At 70.7% G+C, this 25,239-nt stretch carries 21 protein-coding genes and 1 pseudogene; 8 read left to right on the plus strand and 14 right to left on the minus strand.

Going from position 1 to position 25,239, the window contains the following annotated elements:
- Positions 1-6 precede the first annotated feature (6 nt).
- The 4 genes from ACFYZR_RS00460 to ACFYZR_RS00475 form a co-directional block, all read right to left on the minus strand.
- Positions 7-327, minus strand: a complete 321-nt coding sequence (locus tag ACFYZR_RS00460) for a non-heme iron oxygenase ferredoxin subunit (protein WP_361697920.1) — start codon at positions 325-327, stop codon at positions 7-9.
- Positions 324-1,505, minus strand: coding sequence for a Fe-S cluster assembly protein SufD (sufD, locus tag ACFYZR_RS00465; protein WP_391902798.1), 1,182 nt, complete (start codon positions 1,503-1,505; stop codon positions 324-326). Before sufD ends, ACFYZR_RS00460 begins: the two co-directional genes overlap by 4 nt.
- A gap of 61 nt (positions 1,506-1,566) precedes the next feature.
- Positions 1,567-2,988 carry a Fe-S cluster assembly protein SufB gene (sufB, locus tag ACFYZR_RS00470; RefSeq protein ID WP_229348031.1) on the minus strand — a complete coding sequence of 474 codons (1,422 nt, stop codon included), beginning with the start codon at positions 2,986-2,988 and terminating at the stop codon, positions 1,567-1,569.
- Positions 2,985-3,785 carry a helix-turn-helix transcriptional regulator gene (locus ACFYZR_RS00475; RefSeq protein WP_391902801.1) on the minus strand — a complete coding sequence of 267 codons (801 nt, stop codon included), beginning with the start codon at positions 3,783-3,785 and terminating at the stop codon, positions 2,985-2,987. The genes sufB and ACFYZR_RS00475 overlap by 4 nt, the downstream gene beginning before the upstream one ends.
- A gap of 136 nt (positions 3,786-3,921) precedes the next feature.
- On the opposite strand from ACFYZR_RS00475, the gene ACFYZR_RS00480 reads away from it, so the two are divergent.
- From ACFYZR_RS00480 to ACFYZR_RS00490, 3 genes are all read left to right on the plus strand, one after another.
- Entirely contained in the window at positions 3,922-4,848 is a 927-nt protein-coding gene (locus ACFYZR_RS00480; RefSeq protein ID WP_391902804.1) for an ABC transporter ATP-binding protein, read from the plus strand.
- Between the two features lie 85 nt (positions 4,849-4,933).
- Positions 4,934-5,704: an ABC transporter permease gene (locus ACFYZR_RS00485; protein WP_391902806.1), complete on the plus strand. Its 771-nt coding sequence runs from the start codon at positions 4,934-4,936 to the stop codon at positions 5,702-5,704.
- Between the two features lie 66 nt (positions 5,705-5,770).
- Positions 5,771-6,760: a heme A synthase gene (locus ACFYZR_RS00490; RefSeq protein ID WP_391902808.1), complete on the plus strand. Its 990-nt coding sequence runs from the start codon at positions 5,771-5,773 to the stop codon at positions 6,758-6,760.
- Here ACFYZR_RS00490 and ACFYZR_RS00495 read toward each other — a convergent pair.
- The 3 genes from ACFYZR_RS00495 to ACFYZR_RS00505 all read right to left on the minus strand — a co-directional run bounded on the left by ACFYZR_RS00495 (position 6,733) and on the right by ACFYZR_RS00505 (position 9,442).
- A complete protein-coding gene (locus ACFYZR_RS00495) occupies positions 6,733-7,800 on the minus strand; it encodes an amidohydrolase (RefSeq protein WP_391902810.1) in 1,068 nt (355 codons plus the stop codon). The two genes, ACFYZR_RS00490 and ACFYZR_RS00495, sit on opposite strands and share 28 nt — an antisense overlap.
- A gap of 77 nt (positions 7,801-7,877) precedes the next feature.
- Positions 7,878-8,219 (minus strand): hypothetical protein, encoded by a 342-nt coding sequence (locus tag ACFYZR_RS00500; protein WP_391902811.1) that lies wholly within the window; start codon positions 8,217-8,219, stop codon positions 7,878-7,880.
- 281 nt (positions 8,220-8,500) lie between these two features.
- Complete coding sequence (locus ACFYZR_RS00505; protein WP_391902813.1) at positions 8,501-9,442, minus strand: heme o synthase; 942 nt, start codon at positions 9,440-9,442, stop codon at positions 8,501-8,503.
- A gap of 456 nt (positions 9,443-9,898) precedes the next feature.
- On the opposite strand from ACFYZR_RS00505, the gene tkt reads away from it, so the two are divergent.
- From tkt to pgl, 5 genes are read left to right on the plus strand one after another with little or no spacing between them, the layout of a single operon-like run.
- Positions 9,899-11,980, plus strand: coding sequence for a transketolase (gene tkt, locus ACFYZR_RS00510; protein ID WP_391902816.1), 2,082 nt, complete (start codon positions 9,899-9,901; stop codon positions 11,978-11,980).
- A 37-nt stretch (positions 11,981-12,017) separates the two neighbouring features.
- A complete protein-coding gene (gene tal, locus ACFYZR_RS00515) occupies positions 12,018-13,133 on the plus strand; it encodes a transaldolase (protein ID WP_391902819.1) in 1,116 nt (371 codons plus the stop codon).
- A 2-nt stretch (positions 13,134-13,135) separates the two neighbouring features.
- The gene (gene zwf / locus ACFYZR_RS00520) at positions 13,136-14,659 is read left to right on the plus strand and encodes a glucose-6-phosphate dehydrogenase (protein ID WP_391904301.1); all 1,524 of its coding nucleotides are present in this window, start codon (positions 13,136-13,138) and stop codon (positions 14,657-14,659) included.
- On the plus strand, positions 14,656-15,711 hold the full coding sequence (opcA, locus tag ACFYZR_RS00525) for a glucose-6-phosphate dehydrogenase assembly protein OpcA (protein WP_391902822.1): 1,056 nt from the start codon (positions 14,656-14,658) through the stop codon (positions 15,709-15,711). Before zwf ends, opcA begins: the two co-directional genes overlap by 4 nt.
- On the plus strand, positions 15,708-16,487 hold the full coding sequence (gene pgl / locus ACFYZR_RS00530) for a 6-phosphogluconolactonase (protein ID WP_391902825.1): 780 nt from the start codon (positions 15,708-15,710) through the stop codon (positions 16,485-16,487). The genes opcA and pgl overlap by 4 nt, the downstream gene beginning before the upstream one ends.
- 276 nt (positions 16,488-16,763) lie before the next feature.
- On the opposite strand, the gene pgi is transcribed toward pgl, so the two are convergent.
- The 7 genes and pseudogenes from pgi to ACFYZR_RS00565 form a co-directional block, all read right to left on the minus strand.
- The gene (gene pgi, locus ACFYZR_RS00535; RefSeq protein ID WP_391904304.1) at positions 16,764-18,416 is read right to left on the minus strand and encodes a glucose-6-phosphate isomerase; all 1,653 of its coding nucleotides are present in this window, start codon (positions 18,414-18,416) and stop codon (positions 16,764-16,766) included.
- Between the two features lie 137 nt (positions 18,417-18,553).
- Positions 18,554-18,889: an RNA polymerase-binding protein RbpA gene (locus tag ACFYZR_RS00540; RefSeq protein WP_003957010.1), complete on the minus strand. Its 336-nt coding sequence runs from the start codon at positions 18,887-18,889 to the stop codon at positions 18,554-18,556.
- 183 nt (positions 18,890-19,072) lie between these two features.
- A complete protein-coding gene (gene secG, locus ACFYZR_RS00545) occupies positions 19,073-19,303 on the minus strand; it encodes a preprotein translocase subunit SecG (RefSeq protein ID WP_391904307.1) in 231 nt (76 codons plus the stop codon).
- A gap of 123 nt (positions 19,304-19,426) precedes the next feature.
- Positions 19,427-20,203 carry a triose-phosphate isomerase gene (gene tpiA, locus ACFYZR_RS00550; RefSeq protein ID WP_391902828.1) on the minus strand — a complete coding sequence of 259 codons (777 nt, stop codon included), beginning with the start codon at positions 20,201-20,203 and terminating at the stop codon, positions 19,427-19,429.
- Positions 20,204-20,209: 6 nt separating this feature from the next.
- Positions 20,210-21,421 (minus strand): phosphoglycerate kinase, encoded by a 1,212-nt coding sequence (locus ACFYZR_RS00555; protein ID WP_391902830.1) that lies wholly within the window; start codon positions 21,419-21,421, stop codon positions 20,210-20,212.
- 125 nt (positions 21,422-21,546) lie between these two features.
- On the minus strand, positions 21,547-22,551 hold the full coding sequence (gene gap, locus ACFYZR_RS00560) for a type I glyceraldehyde-3-phosphate dehydrogenase (RefSeq protein ID WP_311613295.1): 1,005 nt from the start codon (positions 22,549-22,551) through the stop codon (positions 21,547-21,549).
- Between the two features lie 273 nt (positions 22,552-22,824).
- Positions 22,825-25,080 (minus strand): annotated as a pseudogene (locus ACFYZR_RS00565) (M14 family metallopeptidase); the annotation flags it as partial.
- Positions 25,081-25,239 lie beyond the last annotated feature (159 nt).

The following is a 25,239-nucleotide window of genomic DNA, read 5'->3' on the forward strand; positions in this document are numbered from 1 at the left end:
GGGAACTCAGGACTCCTGGGTGACGGAGACGAGCACGTCGTCCCCTTCGATCTTGACGGGGTAAACGGGGACGGGCTGCGTCGCGGGGAGGCAGTCGGGCTTGCCGGTGCGCAGGTCGAAGCTGGAGCCGTGCAGCCAGCACTCGATGTGGCAGTTCTCCACCTCGCCCTCGGAGAGGGAGACGTTCGCGTGCGAGCAGATGTCGTTGATCGCGAACACCTCGCCCTCGGTGCGGACGATGGACACCGGGGTGCCGTCGACCTCGACGCGCTTGGGCGTGTCCTCCTCGAGCTCGCCGAGGGAGGCCACCTTCACGAAATCGCTCATGCGACCGCCGCCTTCAGCTCTTCCTCGATCTTGGCGATGAGGCGCTCCTCCAGCTCGGCGATGCCGATCTGCTGGACGAGCTCGGCGAAGAAGCCGCGGACGACCAGGCGGCGGGCCTCGTGCTCCGGGATACCGCGGGCCATCAGGTAGAAGAGCTGCTCGTCGTCGAAGCGGCCGGTCGCCGAGGCGTGGCCGGCGCCGACGATCTCACCGGTCTCGATCTCCAGGTTGGGGACCGAGTCGACGCGGGCGCCGTCGGTGAGGACGAGGTTGCGGTTGAGCTCGTAGGTGTCGGTGCCCTCGGCCTCCGCGCGGATGAGGACGTCGCCGATCCAGACCGCGTGGGCGTCCTTGCCCTGGAGCGCGCCCTTGTAGACGACGTTGCTGCGGCAGTGCGGGGTGTCGTGGTCGACGAAGAGCCGGTGCTCCTGGTGCTGGCCGTTGTCGGTGAAGTACAGGCCGTAGAGCTCGGCCTCGCCGCCGGGGGCGCCGTAGACGACCCGGGGGTGGAGGCGGACCAGGTCGCCACCGAAGGTGACGATCACGGACTTGAAGGAGGCGTCGCGGCCGACCAGCGCGGTGTGCTGGGCGGCGTGGACGGCGGTGTCGTCCCAGTCCTGGACGGAGACGACGGTGAGCTTGGCGCCGTCGCCGATGAGGTACTCGACGTTGGCGGCGAGGGTGGCGTCACCGGTGTGGTCGATGACGACGACGGCCTCGGCGAAGGCGCCGATCTCGACGACCTGGTGGCCGAAGGCCACGCCGCCCTGGCCGCGCACGGAGATCCGTACGGGCTCGGAGAGCACGGTGTCCTTGGGGATCGAGACGACCGAGGCCTTCTCGAAGGAGCTGTACGCCTGGGCGGCGACCCGGTCGACCGGCTTGCCGGACCGGCCCAGCCGGGCGTCGTCCCGGCCGACGGTCTCCACGGTCACGCCCTCGGGGGCCTCGACCTCGACCTTGACGCCGGCGCCGTTCGCCACCGCCGTGCCGTCGTGCAGACCGCGCAGACGCTGGAGCGGGGTGAAGCGCCACTCCTCCTCGCGGCCGTGGGGCACGGGGAAATCGGCGACGTCGTACGAGGCGGGCGCGCTCACTCGCGCGTCGATGGGCTGCCGGGGGCCGCCCACCTGGATGGCGCCGTCGGTCGTGCTGCCGGCGGGAGTGTTGTCAGCCATGGCTGTCGTCGTGCTCTCTTCCTGTCACAAAGGGTTCGCTGCGATGGGGCGGTGGCGGCGGCTAGCCGACCGAGCCTTCCATCTGCAGCTCGATCAGCCGGTTGAGCTCCAGCGCGTACTCCATGGGCAGCTCGCGGGCGATCGGCTCGACGAAGCCGCGCACGATCATCGCCATGGCCTCGTCCTCGGACAGACCGCGGCTCATCAGGTAGAAGAGCTGGTCGTCGCTGACCTTGGAGACGGTCGCCTCGTGGCCCATGGAGACGTCGTCCTCGCGGACGTCGACGTAGGGGTAGGTGTCCGACCGGGAGATGGTGTCCACCAGCAGGGCGTCGCAGAGCACGTTCGACTTGGAGCCGTGGGCGCCCTCGCCGATCTCGATCAGGCCGCGGTAGGAGGTGCGGCCGCCGCCTCGCGCCACCGACTTGGAGACGATGTTGGAGGAGGTGTTCGGCGCCATGTGGACCATCTTGGCGCCGGCGTCCTGGTGCTGGCCCTCGCCGGAGAAGGCGATGGACAGGGTCTCGCCCTTGGCGTGCTCGCCCATCAGGTAGACGGCCGGGTACTTCATCGTCACCTTGGAGCCGATGTTGCCGTCGACCCACTCCATGGTCGCGCCCTCGTAGGCCACGGCGCGCTTGGTGACCAGGTTGTAGACGTTGTTCGACCAGTTCTGGATGGTCGTGTAGCGGCAGCGGCCGCCCTTCTTGACGATGATCTCCACCACCGCGCTGTGCAGCGAGTCGGAGGAGTAGATCGGGGCGGTGCAGCCCTCGACGTAGTGGACGTAGGCGTCCTCGTCGACGATGATCAGCGTCCGCTCGAACTGGCCCATGTTCTCGGTGTTGATCCGGAAGTAGGCCTGCAGCGGGATGTCGACGTGGACACCCTTGGGCACGTAGATGAACGAGCCACCGGACCACACGGCGGTGTTCAGCGAGGCGAACTTGTTGTCACCGACCGGGATCACCGTGCCGAAGTACTCCTGGAAGAGCTCGGGGTGCTCCTTCAGGGCGGTGTCGGTGTCCAGGAAGATGACGCCCTGCTGCTCCAGGTCCTCACGGATCTGGTGGTACACGACCTCGGACTCGTACTGGGCGGCGACACCGGCGACCAGGCGCTGCTTCTCGGCCTCGGGGATGCCCAGCTTGTCGTAGGTGTTCTTGATGTCCTCGGGCAGGTCCTCCCAGGAAGCGGCCTGCTTCTCGGTGGAGCGCACAAAGTACTTGATGTTGTCGAAGTCGATGCCGGAGAGGTCGGAGCCCCAGGTCGGCATGGGCTTCTTGTCGAAGAGCCGCAGGCCCTTCAGGCGGAGCTTGAGCATCCACTCGGGCTCGGACTTCTTGGCCGAGATGTCGCGGACGACCTCCTCGGAGAGGCCGCGCTTGGCCGCGGCACCGGCCTCGTCGGAGTCGGCCCAGCCGTATTCGTACGTGCCCAGGCCCTCGAGCTCAGGGTGGGCAGTCTCCGTGGGGAGAGTCATGCGGGGTTCCTCCCGGCCGTGCTGGTGGATGCGGTGGTGGTCTTTTTGGGGATGAACGTCGTGCACACTCCGTCGCCGTGGGCGATGGTGGCAAGACGCTGCACATGTGTCCCGAGCAGGCGGGAGAAGACCTCGGTCTCCGCCTCGCACAGCTGCGGGAACTGCTCGGCGACATGGGCGACCGGGCAGTGGTGCTGGCAAAGCTGTTCGCCGACCGGTGCGCTACGCGCTGTAGCAGCGTACCCGTCCGCGGTCAATGCCCGGGCGAGAGCCTCCGTGCGGTCCTCGGGGGCGACGGCCTCCAGGGCCTCGCGATACCCCTCGGCCTGGGCGGCCATCCGGGCCCGGGCGAACGCGGCGACGGCGGCCTCGCCCATCTCGCCGCCTCCGGCGGACTGGGCGATCCAGCGCAGGGCGTCCTGGGCGAGCTTGTCGTAGGCCTGGTCGAAGGCGTCCCGGCCGCAGTCGGTGAGGGCGAAGACCTTGGCGGGCCGGCCGCGGGTGCGCGCCCCGTAGACGCGCTTCTCACGGGCCTCGACGACACCGTCGGCGACGAGCGTGTCGAGGTGCCGGCGGACGGCGGCGGAGGTCAGCTCCAGCCGCACGGCCAGCTCGGCGGCGGTGGAGGGCCCGTGGTCGAGGATGGACCGGGCGACGCGATTGCGGGTGCCGTGCTGCTCGTCATGAGCGCGCTGCTCGGGAGCCGGCACTTCCCGCGACGGTGCGGGCAGGGCCGGGCGCGACCCGGTGGCCGCCTCGGCCACGGGGCTCCGTGAAGCCTCGCCCGCGTATTTCACAACACCATTGTTGCGTAATTGCCCGAAGGGCGACAAGCTCCACCGGGTCACGGAACGGTGGCTTTGATCACTTAGGGTCACCTAACCGCGCCCCCCGCCGGGGTCCGTTCCGCCCCGCCCTCCGTACACTTCCCGCATGCATGAAGAGCCCGCGGTCGAGGTCCACGGCCTGGTCAAGCGGTACGGGACGAAAACCGCGGTGAACGGTCTCGACCTGACCGTCGCGCGCGGCGGCGTGACCGCCGTCCTGGGCCCCAACGGCGCCGGAAAGACCACCACCATCGAGACCTGCGAGGGCTACCGGCGGCCCGACGCCGGCACCGTCCGCGTCCTCGGCCTGGACCCCCTCGCCGACGCCGCCGGCCTGCGCCCGCGCGTCGGCGTGATGCTCCAGAGCGGCGGCGTCTACGCGGGCGCCCGCGCCGAGGAGATGCTGCGCCACACCGCGTCCCTCCACGCCCACCCCCTGGACGTGGGCATGCTGATCGAGCGGCTCGGGCTGGGCGACTGCGGCCGTACGACGTACCGCAGGCTCTCCGGCGGCCAGCAGCAGCGCCTCTCGCTCGCCATGGCCGTCGTCGGCCGCCCCGAGCTGGTCTTCCTCGACGAGCCGACGGCCGGCCTGGACCCCCAGGCCCGCCGCGCCACCTGGGACCTGGTGCGCGAGCTGCGCGCCGACGGCGTCACGGTCGTCCTGACCACGCACTACATGGACGAGGCGGAACAGCTCGCCGGCGACGTCGCCATCATCGACGGCGGCAAGGTCATCGCCCAGGGCAGCCCGGAGAAGCTCTGCAAGGGCGGCGCCGAGAACACCCTGCGCTTCAGCGGCCGGCCCGGCCTGGACCTCGCCTCGCTCCTCAAGGCGCTGCCCGCCGACTCCGCCGCCGCCGAGCCGGCCCCCGGCTCGTACCGCGTCAACGGCACGGTCGACCCGCAGCTGCTCGCGACGGTGACGTCCTGGTGCGCCCAGCACGGGGTCATGCCGGACCGCATAACGGTCGAGCGGCACACGCTCGAGGACGTGTTTCTGGAACTGACGGGTAGGGAGCTGCGGGCATGACCGGGTACGCACGGACCGGCCGGGGGTCCGGGGGTTGTCCCCCGGAGGAATGCAGCCTGGAACTTACGGGCAGGGAGCTGCGCGCATGACCTCCACCGGCACCTTCGCCCCTCGCCCCGGGGCCGCGCCGCTGTCGCGGATGATCCGCGCGCAGGCCGCGCTGGAGACCCGGATGCTGCTGCGCAACGGCGAGCAGCTGCTGCTGACCGTGGTCATCCCCACGCTCCTGCTGGTGCTCTTCAGCGCCGTCGACATCATCGACACGGGAAGCGGCAAGTCCGTCGACTTCCTGACCCCCGGTGTGCTCGCCCTGGCCGTGATGTCCACGGCCTTCACCGGGCAGGCCATCGCGACGGGCTTCGAGCGCCGCTACGGCGTGCTCAAGCGGCTCGGCGCGTCCCCGCTGCCGCGCTGGGGGCTGATGACCGCGAAGACGGCCGCCGTGCTGGTCACCGAGGTCCTGCAGATCGCGCTGCTGACGGCCGTCGCGTTCTCGCTCGGCTGGTCGCCGCACGGCAACCCGCTCGCCGTCGTTCTGCTGCTCGTCCTGGGGACGGCCGCGTTCTCGGGGCTGGGCCTGCTGATGGCCGGGACGCTCAAGGCCGAGGCGACGCTCGCGGCCGCGAACCTGGTCTTCCTGCTGCTGCTGGTCGGCGGCGGGGTGATCGTCCCGCTGGAGAAGTTCCCGGGCGCCGTCCGCACGGCGCTGGAGGCGCTGCCCATCTCCGCGCTCTCCGACGGCCTGCGCGACGTGCTGCGCGACGGCGCGGGCATGCCCTGGGCCGACCTCGGCATCCTCACCGTGTGGGCCGTGCTGGGCCTGGGCGCGGCCGCGCGCTTCTTCCGCTGGGAGTAGGACGCGCCGGGGCGCACGCGGGACCCTCGTGAATCCGTGCACAAGCGTCCCCTTACGATGACTTCCGTGCCGAAAACGCTGAACCCCCTCCAGCTCGTCGCCGACCGCTGGCAGCCCTCCGCCCGCTTCGTCGAGCGGGCCGCGCTCGCCTGCGTGGCCATGTCCGTGATCATCGTCGTGACGGGCGGCGCGGTGCGGCTCACCCAGTCCGGGCTCGGCTGCCCGACCTGGCCGACCTGTACCGAGGACAGCCTGACGCCCACGCCGGCGATGGGCATCAACGGCGTCATCGAGTTCACCAACCGCATGCTGACGTACGTGCTGTGCGCGGTGGTCGGTGTGGCGATCGTGGCGGCACGCGCGCGTGCCCCGCGCCGCCGCAGCCTGACGAAGCTGGGCTGGGCGCAGTTCTGGATCGTCGCGAGCAACGGCATCATCGGCGGCATCACCGTGCTGACGGGCCTCAACCCGTACATCGTCGCCGCGCACTTCCTGGCGGCCACCTCGCTGCTGACGGTGGCCACGATCATGTGGCTGCGGACCCGCGAGGGCGACGACGAGCCGCGTGACGTGGTGGCCCGTCCGGTGCGCCAGCTCGGCTGGGTGCTGGTCGTCGCGAGCGCCCTGCTGATCGTGGCGGGCACGGTGGTCACCGGCTCGGGCAGGCACGCGGGCGACGCCTCCAAGGACGTCCACCGCATCCCGCTGGACTGGCACGAGGTCACCCAGCTGCACGTCGACTTCGTCTACATCGTCATCGGCCTCACCGTGGCACTGTGGTTCGCGCTGCGGGCCGTGAAGTCCCCGGAGGGGCCGCGCCGCAAGGTCGTCGAGCTGTTCGTCGTGATCATGCTCCAGGGCACGATCGGCTATGTGCAGTACTTCAACGACTCGCCCGAGGTGGTCGTCGGCGCCCATATGCTCGGCTCCTGTCTGATGTGGGTCGCCGTGCTGCGGGTGTTCCTGTCGCTGCGCGAGCGCGGCGAGGCGCCGGTGCTGCCCGCTCCCGCCGGTGAGCACGAGGCGCTTCAGACGGCCGCCGCGTCCAGCCGGTAGACCCTGCGCGCGGTGCCGGCCGCGACGAGGGAGGCGATCCGTGCCGCCTCCGCCGCCCGGCACCACCCGTCGGCCACCCAGTCCCCCATCAGCCGTTCCATGGCGCGGGTGAACAGCCGGGCGGCCACCACGTACAGCTCCGCCAGGGCCCGCGCCCCGGTCGAGAACAGCAGTTTGCCGAACGGGGCTTCGCGCAGCGTCTCCTCCGGCCGGGTCCCGACGTCCGCGTAGACGTGCGGGAAGGCAGCGGCCAGCTGGGCCGCCTGCCGCCGGTGCCAGGGGTCCGCGAGCAGCACCAGGTCCACGCCCCGGCTCGCGGTGGCCCGCAGGAAGCCGGCCAGCCGCTGCGGCCGCGCGCAGTGCAGCTGGACGGGCAGGCCCGTGGCGACCGCGCTCCACAGCAGATGGCGGATCAGCACGGGGTCGTCCGGCGTGTCCCCGGTGCGGCGCGTGCGCAGCCACCGTCCGGTGGCCTCGCGCACCTCGGCCGCGTCCGGTGGGCTGTCGTCGCAGAAGGCGACGCCGGTGGCGAAGGCGGTGGCGCTCGCTGAGGCCGTGTAGAGGGCTTCGGCCGTATACGCGAGGAAGGCGTCCAAACCTCCGGTCGTGTCGGCGATCCGCGCGGCCAGCGGTTCGAGCCGGACGACCTCGTGGGCGCGGCCCTCGGCGGCGCGGGCCAGCTCGTCCGGCGAGGTGAGGGCGAGGGCGCCGGTCGCGCCCGCCTCCAGCAGGAACGTCCCGATGCCCGCGCCGCGCAGCAGCAGACGGCCGGCGCGGTAGGCGCCCAGTTCGCGGCGGCGGGCCAGATAGCGCACGGGCGCGCAGTGCGGCTCCAGCCCCAGCAGGGGCGGGCACCAGCGGCGTACGGCCAGGCCCGCGCGGCTGTCGAAGAAGGTGGTGCCGGGCGGCGCGGGCCCGCTGGACCCGGCGGCCTCGGCCAGATGGGTCTCGAACTCCCCGAGCCCCAGATCCGCGTGGACGGCGCCGTGGCTGTACTGGTCGACGAGCGGCGGTATGCCGCCGTCCTTCCTGGCGTCCATCGCGCCCCCTCCTCGCCGGTCCCCACCGCGCGGCGCCGGGGCGCCGCTCCCGGTGGGTCTAACGGACGAGGGGGCCGTCAGTTATCGCCGGGGTTCCTCGGCCCGCCGATCTGGATGCCGGCCATGCGGGACCACTCGTAGGGGCCCGTACGCACCTTGGCGGCCATCTCCCCGTCGAAGTCGTCGTGGAGGGTGATCCCGGCGAGCCTGGCCGCTTCCTGCGCGGTCTCCATGTCGCGGGCGACGAGGTTGCCCCATTCGCCGTTGGCGCCGACGAGGGCGATCCGGGTGGTGCCCCGCCCTATGTGGGCCAGCTGGCCCTCCGCGCCACCGCCGTGGCTCTTGGCGAAAGCGGTGATCTGCTTGGCCAGTTTCGCGGCCCGCTTGGGGTCGGCCGCTGCCTGCTTGGTGTCTGCCATGGCCAGGATGCTACCGACGGGTAGCCCAAACGGCGATGGGCGGCGGGGGGGGGGTTGGGGCCCCCCCCCCCCCCCCCCGCGGGGGGCGGGGGGGGGGGGGGCGGGGGGGGCGGCGGGGGGCGGGGGGGGGCCCCCCCCCGCGGGGGGCCCCCCCGGGGGGGGGGGGGGGGGGGGGGGGGCGCCCCCCCCCCCCCCCGCCCATCGGCGGAGTCCGGTGCGGTCGGCCGGCTGCGGGCCGTCCGTGGCTGGTCGCGCAGTTCCCCGCGCCCCTTACCGGGCGCTCAGCGCAGGAACGGGTCGATCGCGACCGCCGTGAACAGCAGCGACACATAGGTGATCGACCAGTGGAACAGCCGCATCTCCTTGAGCTTCGCGCCGGTGATGCCGGCGTTGGCGCGGGCCTGGAGGGCGTGGGCCTCCTTCAGCCAGAAGGCGCCGCACAGCACGGCGACGGCCGTGTAGAACCAGCCGGTGTAGCCCAGCGGCTGGAGCAGCAGCGACACGCCGACCATCACCCAGCTGTAGAGGACGATCTGCTTGGCCACGACCTTGTTGCCCGCGATGACCGGCAGCATCGGCACGCCGACGCGCTCGTAGTCGTCCTTCACCTTCATCGACAGCGGCCAGTAGTGCGGCGGCGTCCAGAAGAAGATGACGAGGAAGAGGATCAGGGAGGCCCAGGAGACCTCGTTCTTCACGGCGGACCAGCCGATGATGACCGGCAGGCAGCCCGCGATGCCGCCCCACACGATGTTCTGCGCGGTACGCCGCTTGAGGATCATCGTGTAGACGACGACGTAGAACGCGTTGGCGCCCAGCGAGAGCATCGCCGACAAGGGGTTGACCAGGAACCAGAACCACACCGTCGAGCCGACGGTCAGCGCGCTGGCGAAGACCAGGCATTCGCGGGCGGACACCATGCCCGTGACCAGCGGACGCTGGGACGTACGGTCCATCATCGCGTCGATGTCACGGTCGTAGTACATGTTGAACGCACCCGCGCCACCGGCGGACAGGTAACCGCCGACGCAGGTGGCCAGCACCAGCCACAGGTCCGGGACGCCCTCGGCCGCGAGGAACATCACCGGCACCGTCGTCATCAGCAGCAGCTCGATGACGCGCGGCTTCGTCAGTGCCACGAAACCCTTGACCCGGGCCCCGAACGGCCGGTGACCAGGGCTCTCTGCGAGCACCCCCGCAGGACGGGATTCGACGGCCGTCACGCACACCCCTGAGAGAGATAAGGCCAGCAAGCTCGTCCGGGCGTGAATCCCGGGTAAAGGCTTGCGCGTACTACGCCACTCTAGACGCAGGGGACATCGGGGCCTCCGCCGGGGTGGGGTCGTGTTGAGACGCCGGGTCCACCGGGCCGAACGGGGCCGAACCCCGGCAGAACGGTCCCCTCCGGGAGGCGGGCGGGCGCCGGGCCCGGCAGGCTGGAGAGGAGGCCCCCGCACCGGGGAGGGAATGAATCCCGTCCGGGTGCGGTTGCCCGGGTCGGCGATCAGATGATCGAGGATCGCTCGACGCGAACTCGACGATCAAATGAGAGCCGTGCGGCCCGACTGTGAGTCGAAAAAACGCCCGTCCAGGCGGGGGTAGGCTCGTCAGCGCCGCGTCGTGGCGGAACATACCGCCCCCGGCAGATCGCATATGTGGAGAGGAGCCCTGATCCGAGGGTGAGCACCAAGCCGACCACCACAGACCTCGAATGGACCGAACTGGACCAGAGGGCCGTCGATACCGCCCGCGTCCTGGCCATGGACTCCGTGCAGAAGGTCGGCAACGGCCATCCCGGCACGGCCATGAGCCTGGCTCCCGCCGCCTACCTGCTTTTCCAGAAGCTGATGCGGCACGACCCGAGCGACGCCGACTGGCTGGGCCGGGACCGATTCGTCCTCTCCCCGGGCCACACCAGCCTGACCCTGTACACCCAGCTGTTCCTGGCGGGCTACGGGCTGGAGCTGGCGGACCTCAAGGCCTTCCGCACCTGGGACAGCAAGACCCCGGGTCACCCGGAGCACGGCCACACCGTCGGTGTGGAGACCACCACCGGCCCGCTGGGCCAGGGCATCGCCAACGCGGTGGGCATGGCCATGGCCGCCCGCTACGAGCGCGGCCTGTTCGACCCGGAGGCCCCGAAGGGCGAGTCCCCCTTCGACCACACCGTCTGGGCGATCGTCTCCGACGGCGACCTGGAGGAGGGCATCTCCGCCGAGGCGTCCTCGCTGGCCGGTCACCAGAAGCTGGGCAACCTCGTCGCCCTGTACGACGACAACCACATCTCGATCGAGGGCGACACCGAGACGGCCTTCTCCGAGGACGTCCTCAAGCGCTACGAGGCCTACGGCTGGCACGTCCAGCGCATCGAGCAGGCCCCCAACGGCGACTTCGACATCCAGGCGCTGTACGCGGCCTTCCAGGCCGCCAAGGCCGAGACCGAGCGCCCGTCGATCATCGCGGCCCGCACGATCATCGCCTGGCCCGCCCCGAACGCCCAGAACACCGAGGCCTCGCACGGTTCGGCGCTCGGCGAGGCCGAGATCGTCGCGACCAAGAAGGTCATGGGCTTCGACCCCGAGCAGCACTTCCAGGTCGAGGACGAGGTCCTCGCCCACGCCCGCCAGGTCGTCGACCGCGGCCGCGCGGCCCGTGCCGCCTGGGACAAGCAGATCCAGGTCTGGCGCGAGGCCAACCCGGAGCGCGCCGCCGACCTCGACCGGATCACCGCGGGCGAGCTGCCCGACGGCTGGGAGAAGGCCCTCCCGGTCTTCCCGGCCGGCAAGGACGTCGCGACCCGCAAGGCGTCCGGCGAGGTCCTCAAGGCGCTGGGCGGCGTGATCCCCGAGCTGTGGGGCGGCTCCGCCGACCTCGCCGGCTCGAACAACACCACGATCGACCCGTCGTCGTCCTTCCTCCCCGTGGGCAACCCCCTCCCGGAGGCGAACCCGTACGGCCGCACGGTCCACTTCGGCATCCGTGAGCACGCCATGGGCTCGACCATGAACGGCATCGCGCTGCACGGCAACACGCGTATCTACGGCGGCACCTTCCTGGTGTTCTCCGACTACATGCGCCCGGCCGTGCGCCTGGCCGCGCTGATGAAGCTGCCGGTCACCTACGTCTGGACGCACGACTCCATCGGTCTCGGCGAGGACGGCCCGACCCACCAGCCGGTCGAGCACATGGCCGCGCTGCGCGCCATCCCGGGCCTGAACATGGTCCGCCCGGCCGACGCCAACGAGACGGCCATCGCCTGGCGCGAGATCGTCAAGCGGCACACCGCCAAGCCCGCGCCGCACGGTCTGGCCCTCACCCGCCAGAACGTCCCGACGTACGAGGCCAACGAGGGCGCGGCCAAGGGCGGCTACGTCCTGTTCGACGCCGAGGGCGGCCGTCCGCAGGTGATCCTGATCGCCACCGGTTCCGAGGTCCAGCTGGCCGTCGAGGCCCGCGAGGCGCTCCAGGCCGAGGGCGTCCCGACCCGTGTGGTCTCGATGCCGTCCGTCGAGTGGTTCGAGGAGCAGGACCAGGCGTACCGCGACGGCGTGCTGCTGCCGGACGTCAAGGCCCGGGTGGCGGTCGAGGCCGGTATCGGCCTGACCTGGTACCGCTACGTCGGCGAGGCCGGCCGGATCGTCTCGCTGGAGCACTTCGGCGCCTCCGCCGACTACAAGGTGCTCTACCGCGAGTTCGGCCTGACCTCGGACGCCGTGGTCGAGGCCGCCCGCGAGTCGATCGCCGACGCCGCCCGTCGCTGACGGCGCCCGTATACAACCTGTAGGAGATGCAGAACCCATGACAGACGCACTCAAGCGCCTCTCCGACGAAGGCGTCGCGATCTGGCTGGACGACCTGTCCCGCAAGCGCATCACGTCCGGCAACCTGGCCGAGCTCATCGACCAGAGCCACGTGGTGGGTGTGACGACCAACCCGTCGATCTTCCAGAAGGCGATCTCCGGTGGCGAGGGCTACGAGCAGCAGCTCACCGACCTCGCCGCCCGCAAGGTCACCGTCGACGAGGCCATCCGCATGATCACGACGGCGGACGTCCGTGACGCCGCCGACATCCTGCGCCCGGTCTTCGACGCCACCGGCGGCCAGGACGGCCGGGTCTCCATCGAGGTCGACCCCCGTCTGGCGCACAACACCACCGCCACGATCGCCGAGGCCAAGCAGCTGGCCTGGCTGGTGGACCGCCCCAACACCCTGATCAAGATCCCGGCCACCAAGGCGGGCCTGCCGGCCATCGCCGAGGTGATCGGCAAGGGCATCAGCGTCAACGTCACGCTGATCTTCTCCCTCGAGCGCTACCGCGCGGTCATGGACGCCTACCTGACCGGTCTGGAGAAGGCCAAGGCCGCCGGCCAGGACCTGTCCCTGATCCACTCGGTCGCGTCCTTCTTCGTGTCCCGCGTGGACACCGAGATCGACAAGCGCCTGGACGCGCTGGGCACCGACGAGGCCAAGGAGCTGCGCGGCAAGGCCGCCCTGGCCAACGCCCGCCTGGCCTACCAGGCCTACGAGGAGGTCTTCTCCTCGGACCGCTGGCTGGCCCTGGAGAAGGCCGGCGCCAACAAGCAGCGCGCCCTGTGGGCCTCGACCGGCGTCAAGGACCCGGCCTACAAGGACACGCTGTACGTGGACGACCTGGTGGCGCCGAACACGGTGAACACCATGCCGGAGGCCACCCTGGAGGCCACCGCCGACCACGGTCAGATCACCGGTGACACGGTGCGCGGCACGTACGAGCAGGCCAAGGCCGAGCTCGACGCGATCGCGAAGCTGGGCATCTCGTACGACGAGGTCGTCCAGCTGCTGGAGGACGAGGGCGTCGAGAAGTTCGAGGCGTCGTGGAACGACCTGCTGAAGTCCACTGAGGCGGAGCTCAAGCGCCTCGCTCCGGAGGCATGAAATTGAGCAGCAGCAATCCGCTGCGTGACGCTCTGGACCGACGGCTCCCGCGTATCGCGGGGCCGTCGGGCCTGGTCATCTTTGGCGTCACGGGCGATTTGTCCCGTAAAAAGCTGATGCCCGCCGTGTACGACCTGGCCAACCGCGGCCTGCTGCCGCCGGGCTTCTCCCTGATCGGCTTCGCCCGCCGGCAGTGGGCGGACGAGGACTTCGCGCAGGTGGTGCACGACGCCGTCAAGGAGCACGCGCGCACCCCCTTCCGCGAGGAGGTCTGGCAGCAGCTGGTCCAGGGCTGCCGGTTCGTCTCGGGCGACTTCGACGACGACGACGCCTTCGACACGCTCCGCACCACCATCGAGGAGCTCGACAAGGCGCAGGGCACGGGCGGCAACTTCGCCTTCTACCTGTCCGTACCGCCGAAGTTCTTCCCCAAGGTCGTCCAGCAGCTCAAGAAGCACGGCCTGGCCGACCAGAAGGCGAACTCCTGGCGGCGCGCCGTCATCGAGAAGCCCTTCGGTCACGACCTGAAGAGCGCCCAGGAGCTCAACCGGATCGTCCACGAGGTGTTCCCGGCCGAGGCGGTCTTCCGCATCGACCACTACCTCGGCAAGGAGACGGTCCAGAACATCCTGGCGCTGCGGTTCGCCAACACCCTCTTCGAGCCGATCTGGAACCGGTCGTTCGTCGACCACGTACAGATCACCATGGCCGAGGACATCGGCATCGGCGGCCGCGCCGGCTACTACGACGGCATCGGCGCCGCCCGTGACGTCATCCAGAACCACCTGCTCCAGCTGCTGGCGCTGACCGCGATGGAGGAGCCCGCCTCCTTCGACGCCGACGCGGTGGCCGCGGAGAAGACCAAGGTGCTGGGCGCCGTCTCGCTGCCCAAGGACCTCGGCAAGGAGACCGTCCGCGGTCAGTACACCCACGGCTGGCAGGGTGGCGAGGAGGTCGTCGGCTACCTCGAGGAGGACGGCACCGACCCCAAGTCGAAGACCGACACCTACGCCGCGATCAAGCTGGAGATCGACAACCGCCGCTGGGCGGGCGTCCCCTTCTACCTGCGCACCGGCAAGCGGCTGGGCCGCCGCGTCACCGAGATCGCGGTCGTCTTCCAGCGCGCCCCCTACTCCCCCTTCGACCGGACCGCCACCGAGGAGCTGGGGCAGAACGCCCTGGTCATCCGGGTGCAGCCGGACGAGGGCGTGACCGTGCGCTTCGGCTCGAAGGTACCGGGCACCTCGATGGAGGTCCGGGACGTCTCGATGGACTTCGCCTACGGCGAGTCCTTCACCGAGTCCAGCCCCGAGGCGTACGAGCGGCTCATCCTCGATGTCCTGCTCGGCGAGTCGAACCTCTTCCCGCGCCTGAAGGAGGTCGAGCTCTCCTGGGAGATCCTCGACCCGATCGAGGAGTACTGGGACAAGCACGGCAAGCCCGCGCAGTACCCGGCCGGCACCTGGGGGCCGGTCGAGGCGGACGAGATGCTCGCACGAGACGGACGGAGCTGGCGTCGGCCATGAAGATCGACCTTACGGACACCACGGCCAGCAAGATCAACAACGCGCTGGTCCAGGGCCGCCGGGCCATCGGCACCCCCGCCATCGGCATGGTGCTGACCCTGGTCATCGTCACCGACGAGGAGCACGCCTACGACGCGCTCAAGGCGGCCAACAACGCCTCCCGCGAGCACCCCTCGCGCAAGCTCGTCGTCATCAAGCGCGTCAGCCGCTCGCCGCGCGACCGCGCCCAGGCCCGCCTCGACGCCGAGGTGCGGGTGGGCGCGGACGCCGGCGCCGGCGAGACGGTGGTGCTGCGGCTCTACGGCGACGTCATAGACCACGCCCAGTCGGTCGTGCTGCCGCTGCTGCTGCCGGACGCCCCCGTGGTGGTCTGGTGGCCGGTCAACTCCCCGAGCGACCCGGCCAAGGACCCCCTCGGCGCGCTCGGCCAGCGCCGGGTCACCGACACCTACACCGCCGAGGAGCCCGTCGCCGAGCTGTCGGCCCGCGCCGCGCACTACGCGCCCGGCGACACCGACCTGGCCTGGACCCGGATCACGCCGTGGCGCTCCATGCTCGCGGCCGCCCTGGACCAGCAGCCCGGCATCGAGATCACCTCGGCCGAGGTGGAGGGCGAGCCCTACAACCCCAGCGGTGAGCTGCTGGCCATGTGGCTCGGCGACCGCCTCGGGGTGCCCGTGACGCGCTCGGTCTCGGGCGGCCCCGGTCTCACGGCCGTCCGGCTGGAGACCAAGAACGGCGTCGTCACCCTGGACCGCCCCGACGGCGCCCTGGCCACGCTCTCCATGCGCGGCCAGCCCGACCGGGCCGTGGCGCTCAAGCGCCGCGACACGGCCGAGCTCCTCGCGGAGGAGCTGCGCCGGCTGGACCCGGACGACATCTACGCGTCCTCGGTCAAGTACGGCGTGGACCGGCTGAACGCGGCGCCGGTGGCGCCGAAGTCGGACGAGCCCTCCGCCGCGCCCAAGCCGTCCGCGCCCTCCCAGGGCCAGACTCAGGGCCAGACCCAGGGTCAGGGCCAGACCCAGGGCAAGAAGGCGGCGAAGAAGTGAGCACGCCCCAGATCGTCGTGCACCGGGACAAGGAGCTGATGGCCCAGGCCGCGGCGGCCCGGCTGATCACGAAGATCGTGGACGCCCAGGCCGCCCGCGGCTCCGCGTCCGTCGTCCTCACCGGCGGGCGCAACGGCAACGGGCTGCTCGCGGCCCTCGCCGCGGCGCCCGCCCGGGACGCGGTCGACTGGTCCCGGCTGGACCTGTGGTGGGGCGACGAGCGCTTCCTCCCGGAGGGCGACCCCGAGCGCAACGCCACGCAGGCCCGTGAGGCCCTGCTGGACGCGGTGCCGCTGGACCCGAAGCGGGTGCACTACATGCCCGCGGCGGACGGCACGTACGACGACGCGGACGCGGCGGCGGAGGCCTACGCGGCCGAACTGGCCGCGGCGGCCCGCCCCGAGGACCATGGCCCCGTGCCGGCCTTCGACGTCCTGCTGCTGGGCGTCGGCCCGGACACCCACGTCGCCTCCCTCTTCCCGGAGCTTCCGGGCGTACGGGAGACGGAGCGCACGGTCGTCGGCGTCCACGGCGCGCCGAAGCCCCCGCCGACGCGGGTCTCCCTGACCCTCCCGGCGATCCGGGCGGCCCGGGAGGTCTGGCTGCTGGCGGCGGGCGAGGACAAGGCCGGGGCGGTGACGCTCGCGCTGAGCGGCGCGGGCGAGGTGCAGGCCCCGGCGGCGGGCGCGTACGGCACGCGGCGCACGCTGTGGCTGCTGGACGCGGCCGCGGCGGCCCACCTTCCGCGCGACCTGTACCCGCCGGCGTCGCCCTGACGGGCCCCCGGAAGATACGGCGATGGCCCGCTCCCCCGCGAAAGGGGAGCGGGCCATCGCCGTATGCGGGTTCGGCACCGCCGAGCGCCGCCATCGGGGTTGCTCACCGCTGCGGCGGGAGGGAGGCCCCAGCCCCGCCCTTTCACCGTTTCCCGGGGCTACGCCCCGGACCCCCGGGGGGTCTGGGGGCTTGCCCCCCAGGAAACGGGAAGGGGCGGGACCGGGGCACCCAACCCCGCCGCGACGGCGCCCGGCCGAGACGCCGCAGCCCAGCGGCTAGCGCCCCCGCAGCTCGCGGTACCGCGAAACCAGCGACGCCGTCGACGCGTCAAGACCCGGCACGTCCGCCCCCTCCGTCAGCGCCGGCTCCACCCGCTTCGCGAGGACCTTGCCGAGCTCGACGCCCCACTGGTCGAAGGAGTCGATGTTCCAGATCGCGCCCTGGACGAAGACCTTGTGCTCGTACAGCGCGATCAGCTGACCGAGCACCGACGGCGTCAGCTCGCTCGCGAGGATCGTCGTCGTCGGGTGGTTGCCCTTGAACGTCTTGTGGGGGACGAGCTCCGCCGGGACGCCCTCCGCCGCGACCTCCTCGGGGGTCTTGCCGAAGGCGAGGGCCTGGCCCTGGGCGAAGAGGTTGGCCATCAGCAGGTCGTGCTGGGCGACCAGCCCGGGCTGGAGGTCGTCCACCGGGCGGGCGAAGCCGATCAGGTCTGCCGGGATGAGCTTCGTGCCCTGGTGGATCAACTGGTAATACGCGTGCTGGCCGTTGGTGCCCGGGGTGCCCCAGACCACCGGGCCGGTCTCCCAGCTCACCGGCCGGCCGTCACGGTCCACCGACTTGCCGTTGGACTCCATGTCCAGCTGCTGGAGGTAGGCCGCGAACTTCGACAGGTAGTGGCTGTAGGGCAGCACCGCGTGCGACTGCGCGCCGTGGAAGTTGCCGTACCAGACGCCCAGCAGGCCGAGCAGCAGCGGGGCGTTCTCCTCCGGCGGCGCGCACCGGAAGTGCTCGTCGACCAGGTGGAAGCCGGCCAGCATCTCGCGGAAGCGGTCGCCGCCGATGGCGATCATCAGGGAGAGGCCGATGGCGGAGTCGTACGAGTAGCGACCGCCGACCCAGTCCCAGAACTCGAACATGTTGGCGGTGTCGATGCCGAAGTCGGCGACCTTCTCGGCGTTCGTGGACAGCGCGACGAAGTGCTTGGCGACCGCGCTCTCGTCGGCGCGCAGCTCGGTGAGGAGCCAGTTCCGCGCGGAGGTGGCGTTGGTGATGGTCTCGATCGTGGTGAAGGTCTTGGAGGCCACGATGAAGAGCGTCTCGGCGGCGTCGAGGTCGTGGACCGCCTCGTGGAGGTCGGCGCCGTCCACGTTGGAGACGAAACGGAACGTCATGTCGCGGGCGGTGTAGGCGCGCAGCGCCTCGAACGCCATCGCCGGACCGAGGTCGGATCCACCGATGCCGATGTTGACGACATTCTTGATGCGCTTGCCGGTGTGGCCCTTCCACTCACCCGAACGGACCCGGTCGGTGAAGATCTGCATCTTCCGCAGGACCGCGTGCACGGCGGGCACGACGTTCTCCCCGTCGACCTCGATGACGGCCGACTCCGGGGCGCGCAGGGCGGTGTGGAGCACCGCGCGGTCCTCGGTGGTGTTGATCCGCTCGCCGCGGAACATCGCGTCCCGCAGCCCGGCGACGTCGGCCGACGCCGCCAGCTCGCGCAGCAGCCGCAGGGTCTCGTCGGTGACCAGGTGCTTCGAGTAGTCGAGGTGGAGGTCGCCGACGGAGACGGTGTACTTGCCGGCCCGGTCCGGGTCGTCGGCGAAGAGCTCCCGCAGGTGCACCTCCCCCAGCTCGTCACGGTGCTTGGCGAGCGCGTTCCACTCGGGAGTGCGGTCCAGCCTGGTGCGGCTCTCTGCGTTCATCTCGGACATCAGTCCACTTCTCCTCGTGATTTCCCCGCTCTCTCCAACCTAATTGATCAGCCGTCGATTCCCGGTGCAAACGACAAGCGGCCCGGCCGGACACCTTTTCGGGTGTCCGGCCGGGCCGCTCGGTCGTGCTAGATCTCTCCACGGAGCTTGGCGAGCGCCTCGGCGAGGATCGCCTCGCCGTCGGCGTCGCTGCGCCGTTCGCGCACATAGGCGAGATGGGTCTTGTACGGCTCCGTGCGCGGCGGGTCCGGCGGGTTGTCCCGGTCCTGACCGGCCGGGAAGCCGCAGCGGGGGCAGTCCCAGGTGTCGGGCACCTGGGCGTCGCTGGCGAAGCTCGGCTGCGTCTCGTGCCCGTTGGAGCACCAGAAGGAGATCCGCAGTCGGGGTGCTGATTCGCCCCGCTCCGCCTCTCCCATGGGCCCCGCCCCGACCCGGCTTCCTCGGATCGCGTTGCCACTTGCCACGGTCGTAACTCCCTGCGTGATGGTGCTGCACTGTGCCGAACAGCGGCTGCGCCGCGGGGTCGACAGTCCGCTCCGCTGCGGGCGCCTCAGTCTACGTAAGGCCCAACGCGCGTCCAGTGGCAGGAGTTACAGCCCGGCCGCGAGGACGCGCCCTCAATCATAGGCCGCGTCCGCGACGGTGCGTCAGCTGCCGACCTTCATCAGCACGCCGAGCGTGACGATGCACGCGAACCACAGCAGACCGACCACGATGGTGATCCGGTCGAGGTTGCGCTCGGCGACCGAGGAACCGCCGACGGAGGACTGCATGCCACCGCCGAACATGTCGGACAGGCCGCCGCCCTTCCCCTTGTGCATGAGCACCAGCATCATCATCAGCAAGCTGAAGACGATGAGGGCGATCGAGAACCCGATGACCACGGCTGGACCAACTCTCTCGGACTGACTGGATGGAAAACACTGCGGGGCCGGGCAGCGGCGTTTACGCCGGTCCCGGCCCCGACAGGGTACGACGGCGGGGGGCCGTCGTCATAGCCGCTACTGGTCGGCGAAGCGGACGATCTTGACGAACTCGTCCGCGTCCAGCGAGGCCCCGCCGATCAGGGCGCCGTCGACATCGGGCTGCGCCATGATCGCCGCGATGTTGCCGGACTTCACCGAGCCGCCGTACTGGATGCGGACCTTGTCGGCCAGCTCCTGGTCGTACAGCTCCGCCAGGCGGGCGCGGATGGCACCGCAGACCTCCTGGGCGTCCTCCGGCGTGGCGACCTCGCCGGTGCCGATGGCCCAGACGGGCTCGTAGGCGATCACGATCGTCGCGGCCTGCTCGGCCGGGACGTCCTTGAGGCCGCCCTCGAGCTGCGCCAGGGTGTAGGCGACGTGGTTGCCCGCCTTGCGGACGTCCAGGCCCTCGCCGACGCAGAGGATCGGGGTGATGCCGTGGCCGAAGGCGGCCTTCACCTTGGCGTTGCAGAGCTCGTCCGTCTCGCCGTGGTACTGGCGGCGCTCGGAGTGGCCCACCGCGACGAAGGAGCACTTGAGCTTGGCGAGCATGCCACCGGAGATCTCACCGGTGTACGCGCCGGAGTCGTACGCCGAGATGTCCTGGGCGCCGTACATGATCTTCAGCTTGTCGCCGTCGACCAGGGTCTGCACCGAACGCAGGTCGGTGAAGGGCGGCAGGACGGCCACGTCTACGGCGTCGTAGTCCTTGTCCGCGAGGGTGAAGGCGAGCTTCTGGACGTGGGCGATGGCCTCGAGGTGGTTGAGGTTCATCTTCCAGTTGCCCGCCATCAGCGGGGTGCGTGCACTCACGGTGGTTCAGTCCTCCAGTGCGGCGAGGCCGGGGAGCGTCTTGCCCTCGAGGTACTCGAGGCTGGCGCCGCCACCGGTCGAAATGTGGCCGAAAGCGTTCTCGTCGAAGCCCAGGATGCGCACGGCGGCGGCGGAGTCGCCACCACCGACGACGGTGAAGTCGTCCGAGTCCAGCAGGGCCTGGGCGACGGCCTTGGTGCCGTTGGCGTAGTCGGGGTGCTCGAAGACGCCCATCGGGCCGTTCCAGAAGACGGTGCCCGCGTCGGCCAGCTTGGCCGCGTAGAGCTCACGCGTCTTCGGGCCGATGTCCAGGCCCTCCTTGTCGGCGGGCATGGCGTCCGTGGCGACGACCTCGGGGTTGGCCGGGGCCTTGGTCTTCAGGTCGGGGAAGTCGGCCGAGACCAGCACGTCGACCGGCAGGACGAACTCCACGCCCCGCTTCTCGGCCTCCGCCAGGTACTCCAGGCACTTGCCCTTCTGGTCCTCCTGGAGCAGCGAGATGCCGACCTCGTGGCCCTTGGCGGCCAGGAAGGTGTACGACATGCCGCCGCCGATGAGGATGCGGTCGGCCTTCTTCAGCAGGTTGTCGATGACACCCAGCTTGTCGGAGACCTTGGCGCCGCCCAGCACGACCACGTAGGGGCGCCGGACGTCGTCGGTGAGCTTCTTCAGCACGCCGACCTCGGTGGCGATCAGGTCGCCGGCGGCGTGCGGGAGCCGCGCGGGGAGGTCGAAGACCGAGGCGTGCTTGCGGTGCACGGCACCGAAGCCGTCGCCGACGTAGAGGTCGGCGAGCGAGGCGAGCGCGTCGGCGAAGGCGCCGCGCTCGGCGTCGTCCTTGCTGGTCTCGCCCGCGTTGAAACGGAGGTTCTCCAGCAGCGTGACCTCGCCGTTCGCCAGTGCGGCGACGGTGGCCTTCGCGCTGTCACCGACCGTGTCGGTGGCGAACGAGACGTTCTTGCCCAGGATCTCGCCGAGCCGCTTCGCGGCCGGGGCGAGGGAGAACTGGGGGTCCGGGGCGCCCTTGGGACGGCCCAGGTGGGAGGCGACGATCACCTTGGCGCCCGCGGCGGCGAGCTTGGCGATCGTCGGCGCGACGGCGCGGATGCGGCCGTCGTCGGTGATGGTGCTGCCGTCGAGCGGCACGTTCAGGTCGGCGCGGACGAAGACCCGCTTCCCCTCGACGCCGCCTTCGATCAGTTCGTCGATCGTCTTCATGCAGTGACTCCGTGACTTCGTTAGTCATAAGACGGGGCCCGTACGACGCGTCGTCGCGTCGTGCGAGCCCCATCCCCACACTCGGTGCCTGGTGACAGTAGTGCGGACTGCCGGTCAGGCGAAGGTCAGAGCTGGCCGCCGACGAAGACCGTCAGGTCCACCAGGCGGTTGGAGTAGCCCCACTCGTTGTCGTACCAGCCGACGACCTTGACCTGGTTGCCCTGGACCATGGTCAGGGAGGAGTCGAAGGTGCAGGAGGCCGGCCAGTTCACGATGTCGGAGGAGACGATCGCGTCCTCGGTGTACTCGAGGATGCCCTTGAGCTGACCCTCGGCGGCCTTCTGGAAGGCGGCGTTGATCTCTTCCTTGCTGGTCTCGCGGTCGAGCTCGAGGACCAGGTCGGTGACCGAGCCGGTCGGGACCGGGACGCGCATGGCGATGCCGTCCAGCTTACCCTTGAGCTGCGGGAGGACCAGGGCGGTGGCCTTGGCGGCACCGGTCGAGGTCGGGATGATGTTCTCCGCGGCGGCGCGGGCGCGGCGCAGGTCGGAGTGCGGGAAGTCCAGGATGCGCTGGTCGTTGGTGTACGCGTGGACCGTCGTCATCATGCCCTTGACGATGCCGAAGTTCTCGTCGAGAACCTTGGCCATCGGCGCCACGCAGTTGGTGGTGCAGGAGGCGTTGGAGATGACGTGGTGGTTGGCCGCGTCGTACTTGTCCTGGTTGACGCCCATCACGATGGTGATGTCCTCGTTCTTGGCCGGAGCCGAGATGAGGACCTTCTTCGCGCCGGCGGCCAGGTGCTTGGCCGCGTCCTCGCGCTTGGTGAAGATACCGGTGGACTCGATGACGATGTCGGCGCCGAGCTCGCCCCACGGGAGGGCGGCCGGGTCGCGCTCGGCCATCGTCTTGAAGGTCATGTTGCCGACGGTGATCGTGTCGTCGGTGTGGCTGACCTCCTGCTTCAGACGACCCAGGATGGAGTCGTACTTCAGCAGGTGCACCAGAGTGGCGTTGTCGGTCAGGTCGTTGACACCGACGATCTCGATGTCCGCACCCTGCTCCAGGAGCGCACGGAAGTAGTTACGACCGATACGGCCAAAGCCGTTGATGCCTACGCGGATCGTCACGAACCGATCTCCTCGTTGGTGTGCCGGGCTGCCCGGCGGCTGTATTGGGATGTCCCCGACCACCACCGACCCTACCTCTAACAGGGGAGGTACGTGACATTGGCGGCGGGGGCTGTCAGGCGCGCTCAGCCGTGCTCAATCCCGCTCAGCTGCAGGTCAGCCGCCGATGGCGCGCAGTGCGGCGCCGATCAGCCCGGCTCGCTCGCGCGGGTCGGGCACGTGTTCAAGACCGAAGCCCAGCAGGACGGTGTCCCGGGTGGTGAGGGCCGCGGCACCGCGGTCCCGCATCCCCGGTCCATCACTCTGCGTCACCGGTGAGCGGTACTCACCGGCTGCGGCAGTGCGGAACTGCGGGAAGGTGTCGGGCGGCAGCTCGTCGGAGATCGGGCGGTAGGCCCCGGCGAGCGCCAGCGGGCTCCCACCGGTGCCGAGGGCGGCCGTGGCGCCCGTGAGCTCACCGGCGCCGGTGAAGCGCGTGGCCTGGGCGAACGAGGTGCGGGCACCGGCACCCAGGTAGTACTGGGCGAAGTCGTCCGTGTCGGCGTCGCCGACCCGGGACTCGCCGCCCGCCTTGGTGCCCGCGGCGATCAGTTTGCCGCCCTCGTTGACGAAGTCGCGCACGGCGAGGAGGGTCGCGCCGTCGGGGCGGGCGTCCCCGGAGTTCCACAGGACGGTGTCGTAGTGGCTGAGCACGCCCAGCGCGGGCGGCGCGCCCTGGGTGGCGACGTCCCAGACGGTGGCCTTGCGGCCGTTGTCGGTGAGGGCCTTGACGTAGTCCGGGGCGTGCCGGGAGGCGCCGCCGGGGCCTTCGTCGGTGACGACGAGGGTGTCGGCGCGCGGGGTGTCGGCCACGGTGAAGGTGAACGGCTCGCTGGTGGTCCCGTGCCCGTCGCGAGTCTGTCCGCTGAACCGGACGCGGACGGTGGAGCCGGAGTGGGCGCCCTGGAGCGTGGCGCGGTACTGGTCGAAGCGGAGGTTGTCCTCGCCGCCGTAGCGGTCGCCGCCGTCCCAGGCCTTGACGGGCACGGTGGTCTCGGGCTCGCCGTCGACGCTGTAGTGGGCGCGGATGCCGGTGAGGCTCTTGCGGGCGGTGACGGCGACGGTCTGCTCGCCGTCACGGGCGTGGGACGTGGTGAAGGCGTGCGGGGTGAAGTCGGGGGCGTCGAGGCCGACCGAGGAGGAGGGGCGATCGGCGTGGCGCGCGGACTCGGCGACGGAGAGGGCGAAGGGGACGTTCTTGGCGAACTCCTGCTGGATCAGCTTCTCGTCGTCGGGGAAGATGAAGGAGGAACGGCAGTCGGCCGGGTCCCAGCGGTCGTCGGGGTCGACCGCGGAGGCGGTCTGACAGGTCGACATCTCCGGGGTGAACATCATGGTTCCGTTGACGTTGGCCGCGTGGCCGTCCGCCTCGCCGTTGGTGGTGTAGAGCTCCGAGGAGACCTGGGGCCGGTAGCCGGGTATCGCGGACTTCTCGGGGGTGCCGGCGAGCGCCTTGTAGAGGACGTCGTCGGGGGTGGGGGTGGCCACTTGCCAACCGACGCCGTAGAGCAGGAGTTCGGCGGCGGAGTGGTAGTTGACGGCGTAGGTGAAGCGGTGCTCCTTCTCGAAGGAGTCCAGCGCCTTGGTCTCCGGTTCGGAGGCGGCGGCGGGCCCGCGATAGGTCTGGGAGGCCGGGTTCGGGGAGGAACCCTCGTTGTCGTAGCCCCACTTGTAGGGGAAGTTGCGGTTGAGGTCGACGCCGTCCGCCGCGGTGATCTTTCCGTCGCCGTCGTTGTCGCGGAGGTTCTTGCGCCACAGACGGGTGGCGGGGCTCTGGAAGGTGTAGTCGTAGCCGTCGGGGTTGGCGGAGAGGACGAACCACAGTTCGGTGGAGTCCACGATCCTGGTGATCCGGTCGTCCTTGCCGTAGCTGTCGAGGTAGTGGTGCATCAGCCGCCGGGTCATCTCCGGGGTGATCCACTCGCGGGCGTGCTGGTTGGACATGTAGAGCACGGCGGGCCGGTCGCCGTCGTGGCGTGCGGCGGCGTCCTTGGTGACCTTGAGGGCGAGGATGTCCTGGCCGCGTACGGTCCTGCCGATGCTGACGACCTTGGTGAGGCCGGGGTGGGTGCGGGCGGTGTCGGTGATCTCCTGCTGGAGGCCGTTCTTCCCGCTGTACGGGCGGAAGACCCCGTCGCCCTTGGGCGCCGGGCCCTGGTGGTTCCGTACGCGCTTCTCGGTGATGTCGACGCCCTGGCGGCGCAGTTCCTCGGCCTGCCTGCCGGTGAGGACGACCTCGACGGGCGTCTTCTCGCCGTCGGTGACACGCCGGCCCAGTTCATGGCCGTCGACGCCGGCCCGGAGCAGCAGCGGGACCTGGGCGCTGGTGACCCGGGCGGTCCACGCGGTCAGGGTGTCGGGGCCTGCGGGCGGTGTCGCGGCCGGTGGCGCGGTCGTCGGTGGCACTGCCTCAGCGAAGGGTGCCGTCGCGAGGCCGCCGCCGCATAACAGCGCGGCCGCCGCGAGGGCCGTTCTCGTCCTGCGTCTCATGTGCCCCCCTTGCCATTGACTGTCACGTCGGTGCACGGACGGCAGGCTTCCGACTCTTCATGATCATGTCAATGGCGCGTTTTCCGCCCGGCCGTGGACAGCACAACGCCCCCGCCACCCTTGCGGGTGAACGGGGGCGGCGTCGGGGTGACGGCGGGG

The sequence above is a fragment of the Streptomyces sp. NPDC001678 genome (genome assembly GCF_042892945.1).
Classification (GTDB): Bacteria; Actinomycetota; Actinomycetes; order Streptomycetales; family Streptomycetaceae; genus Streptomyces.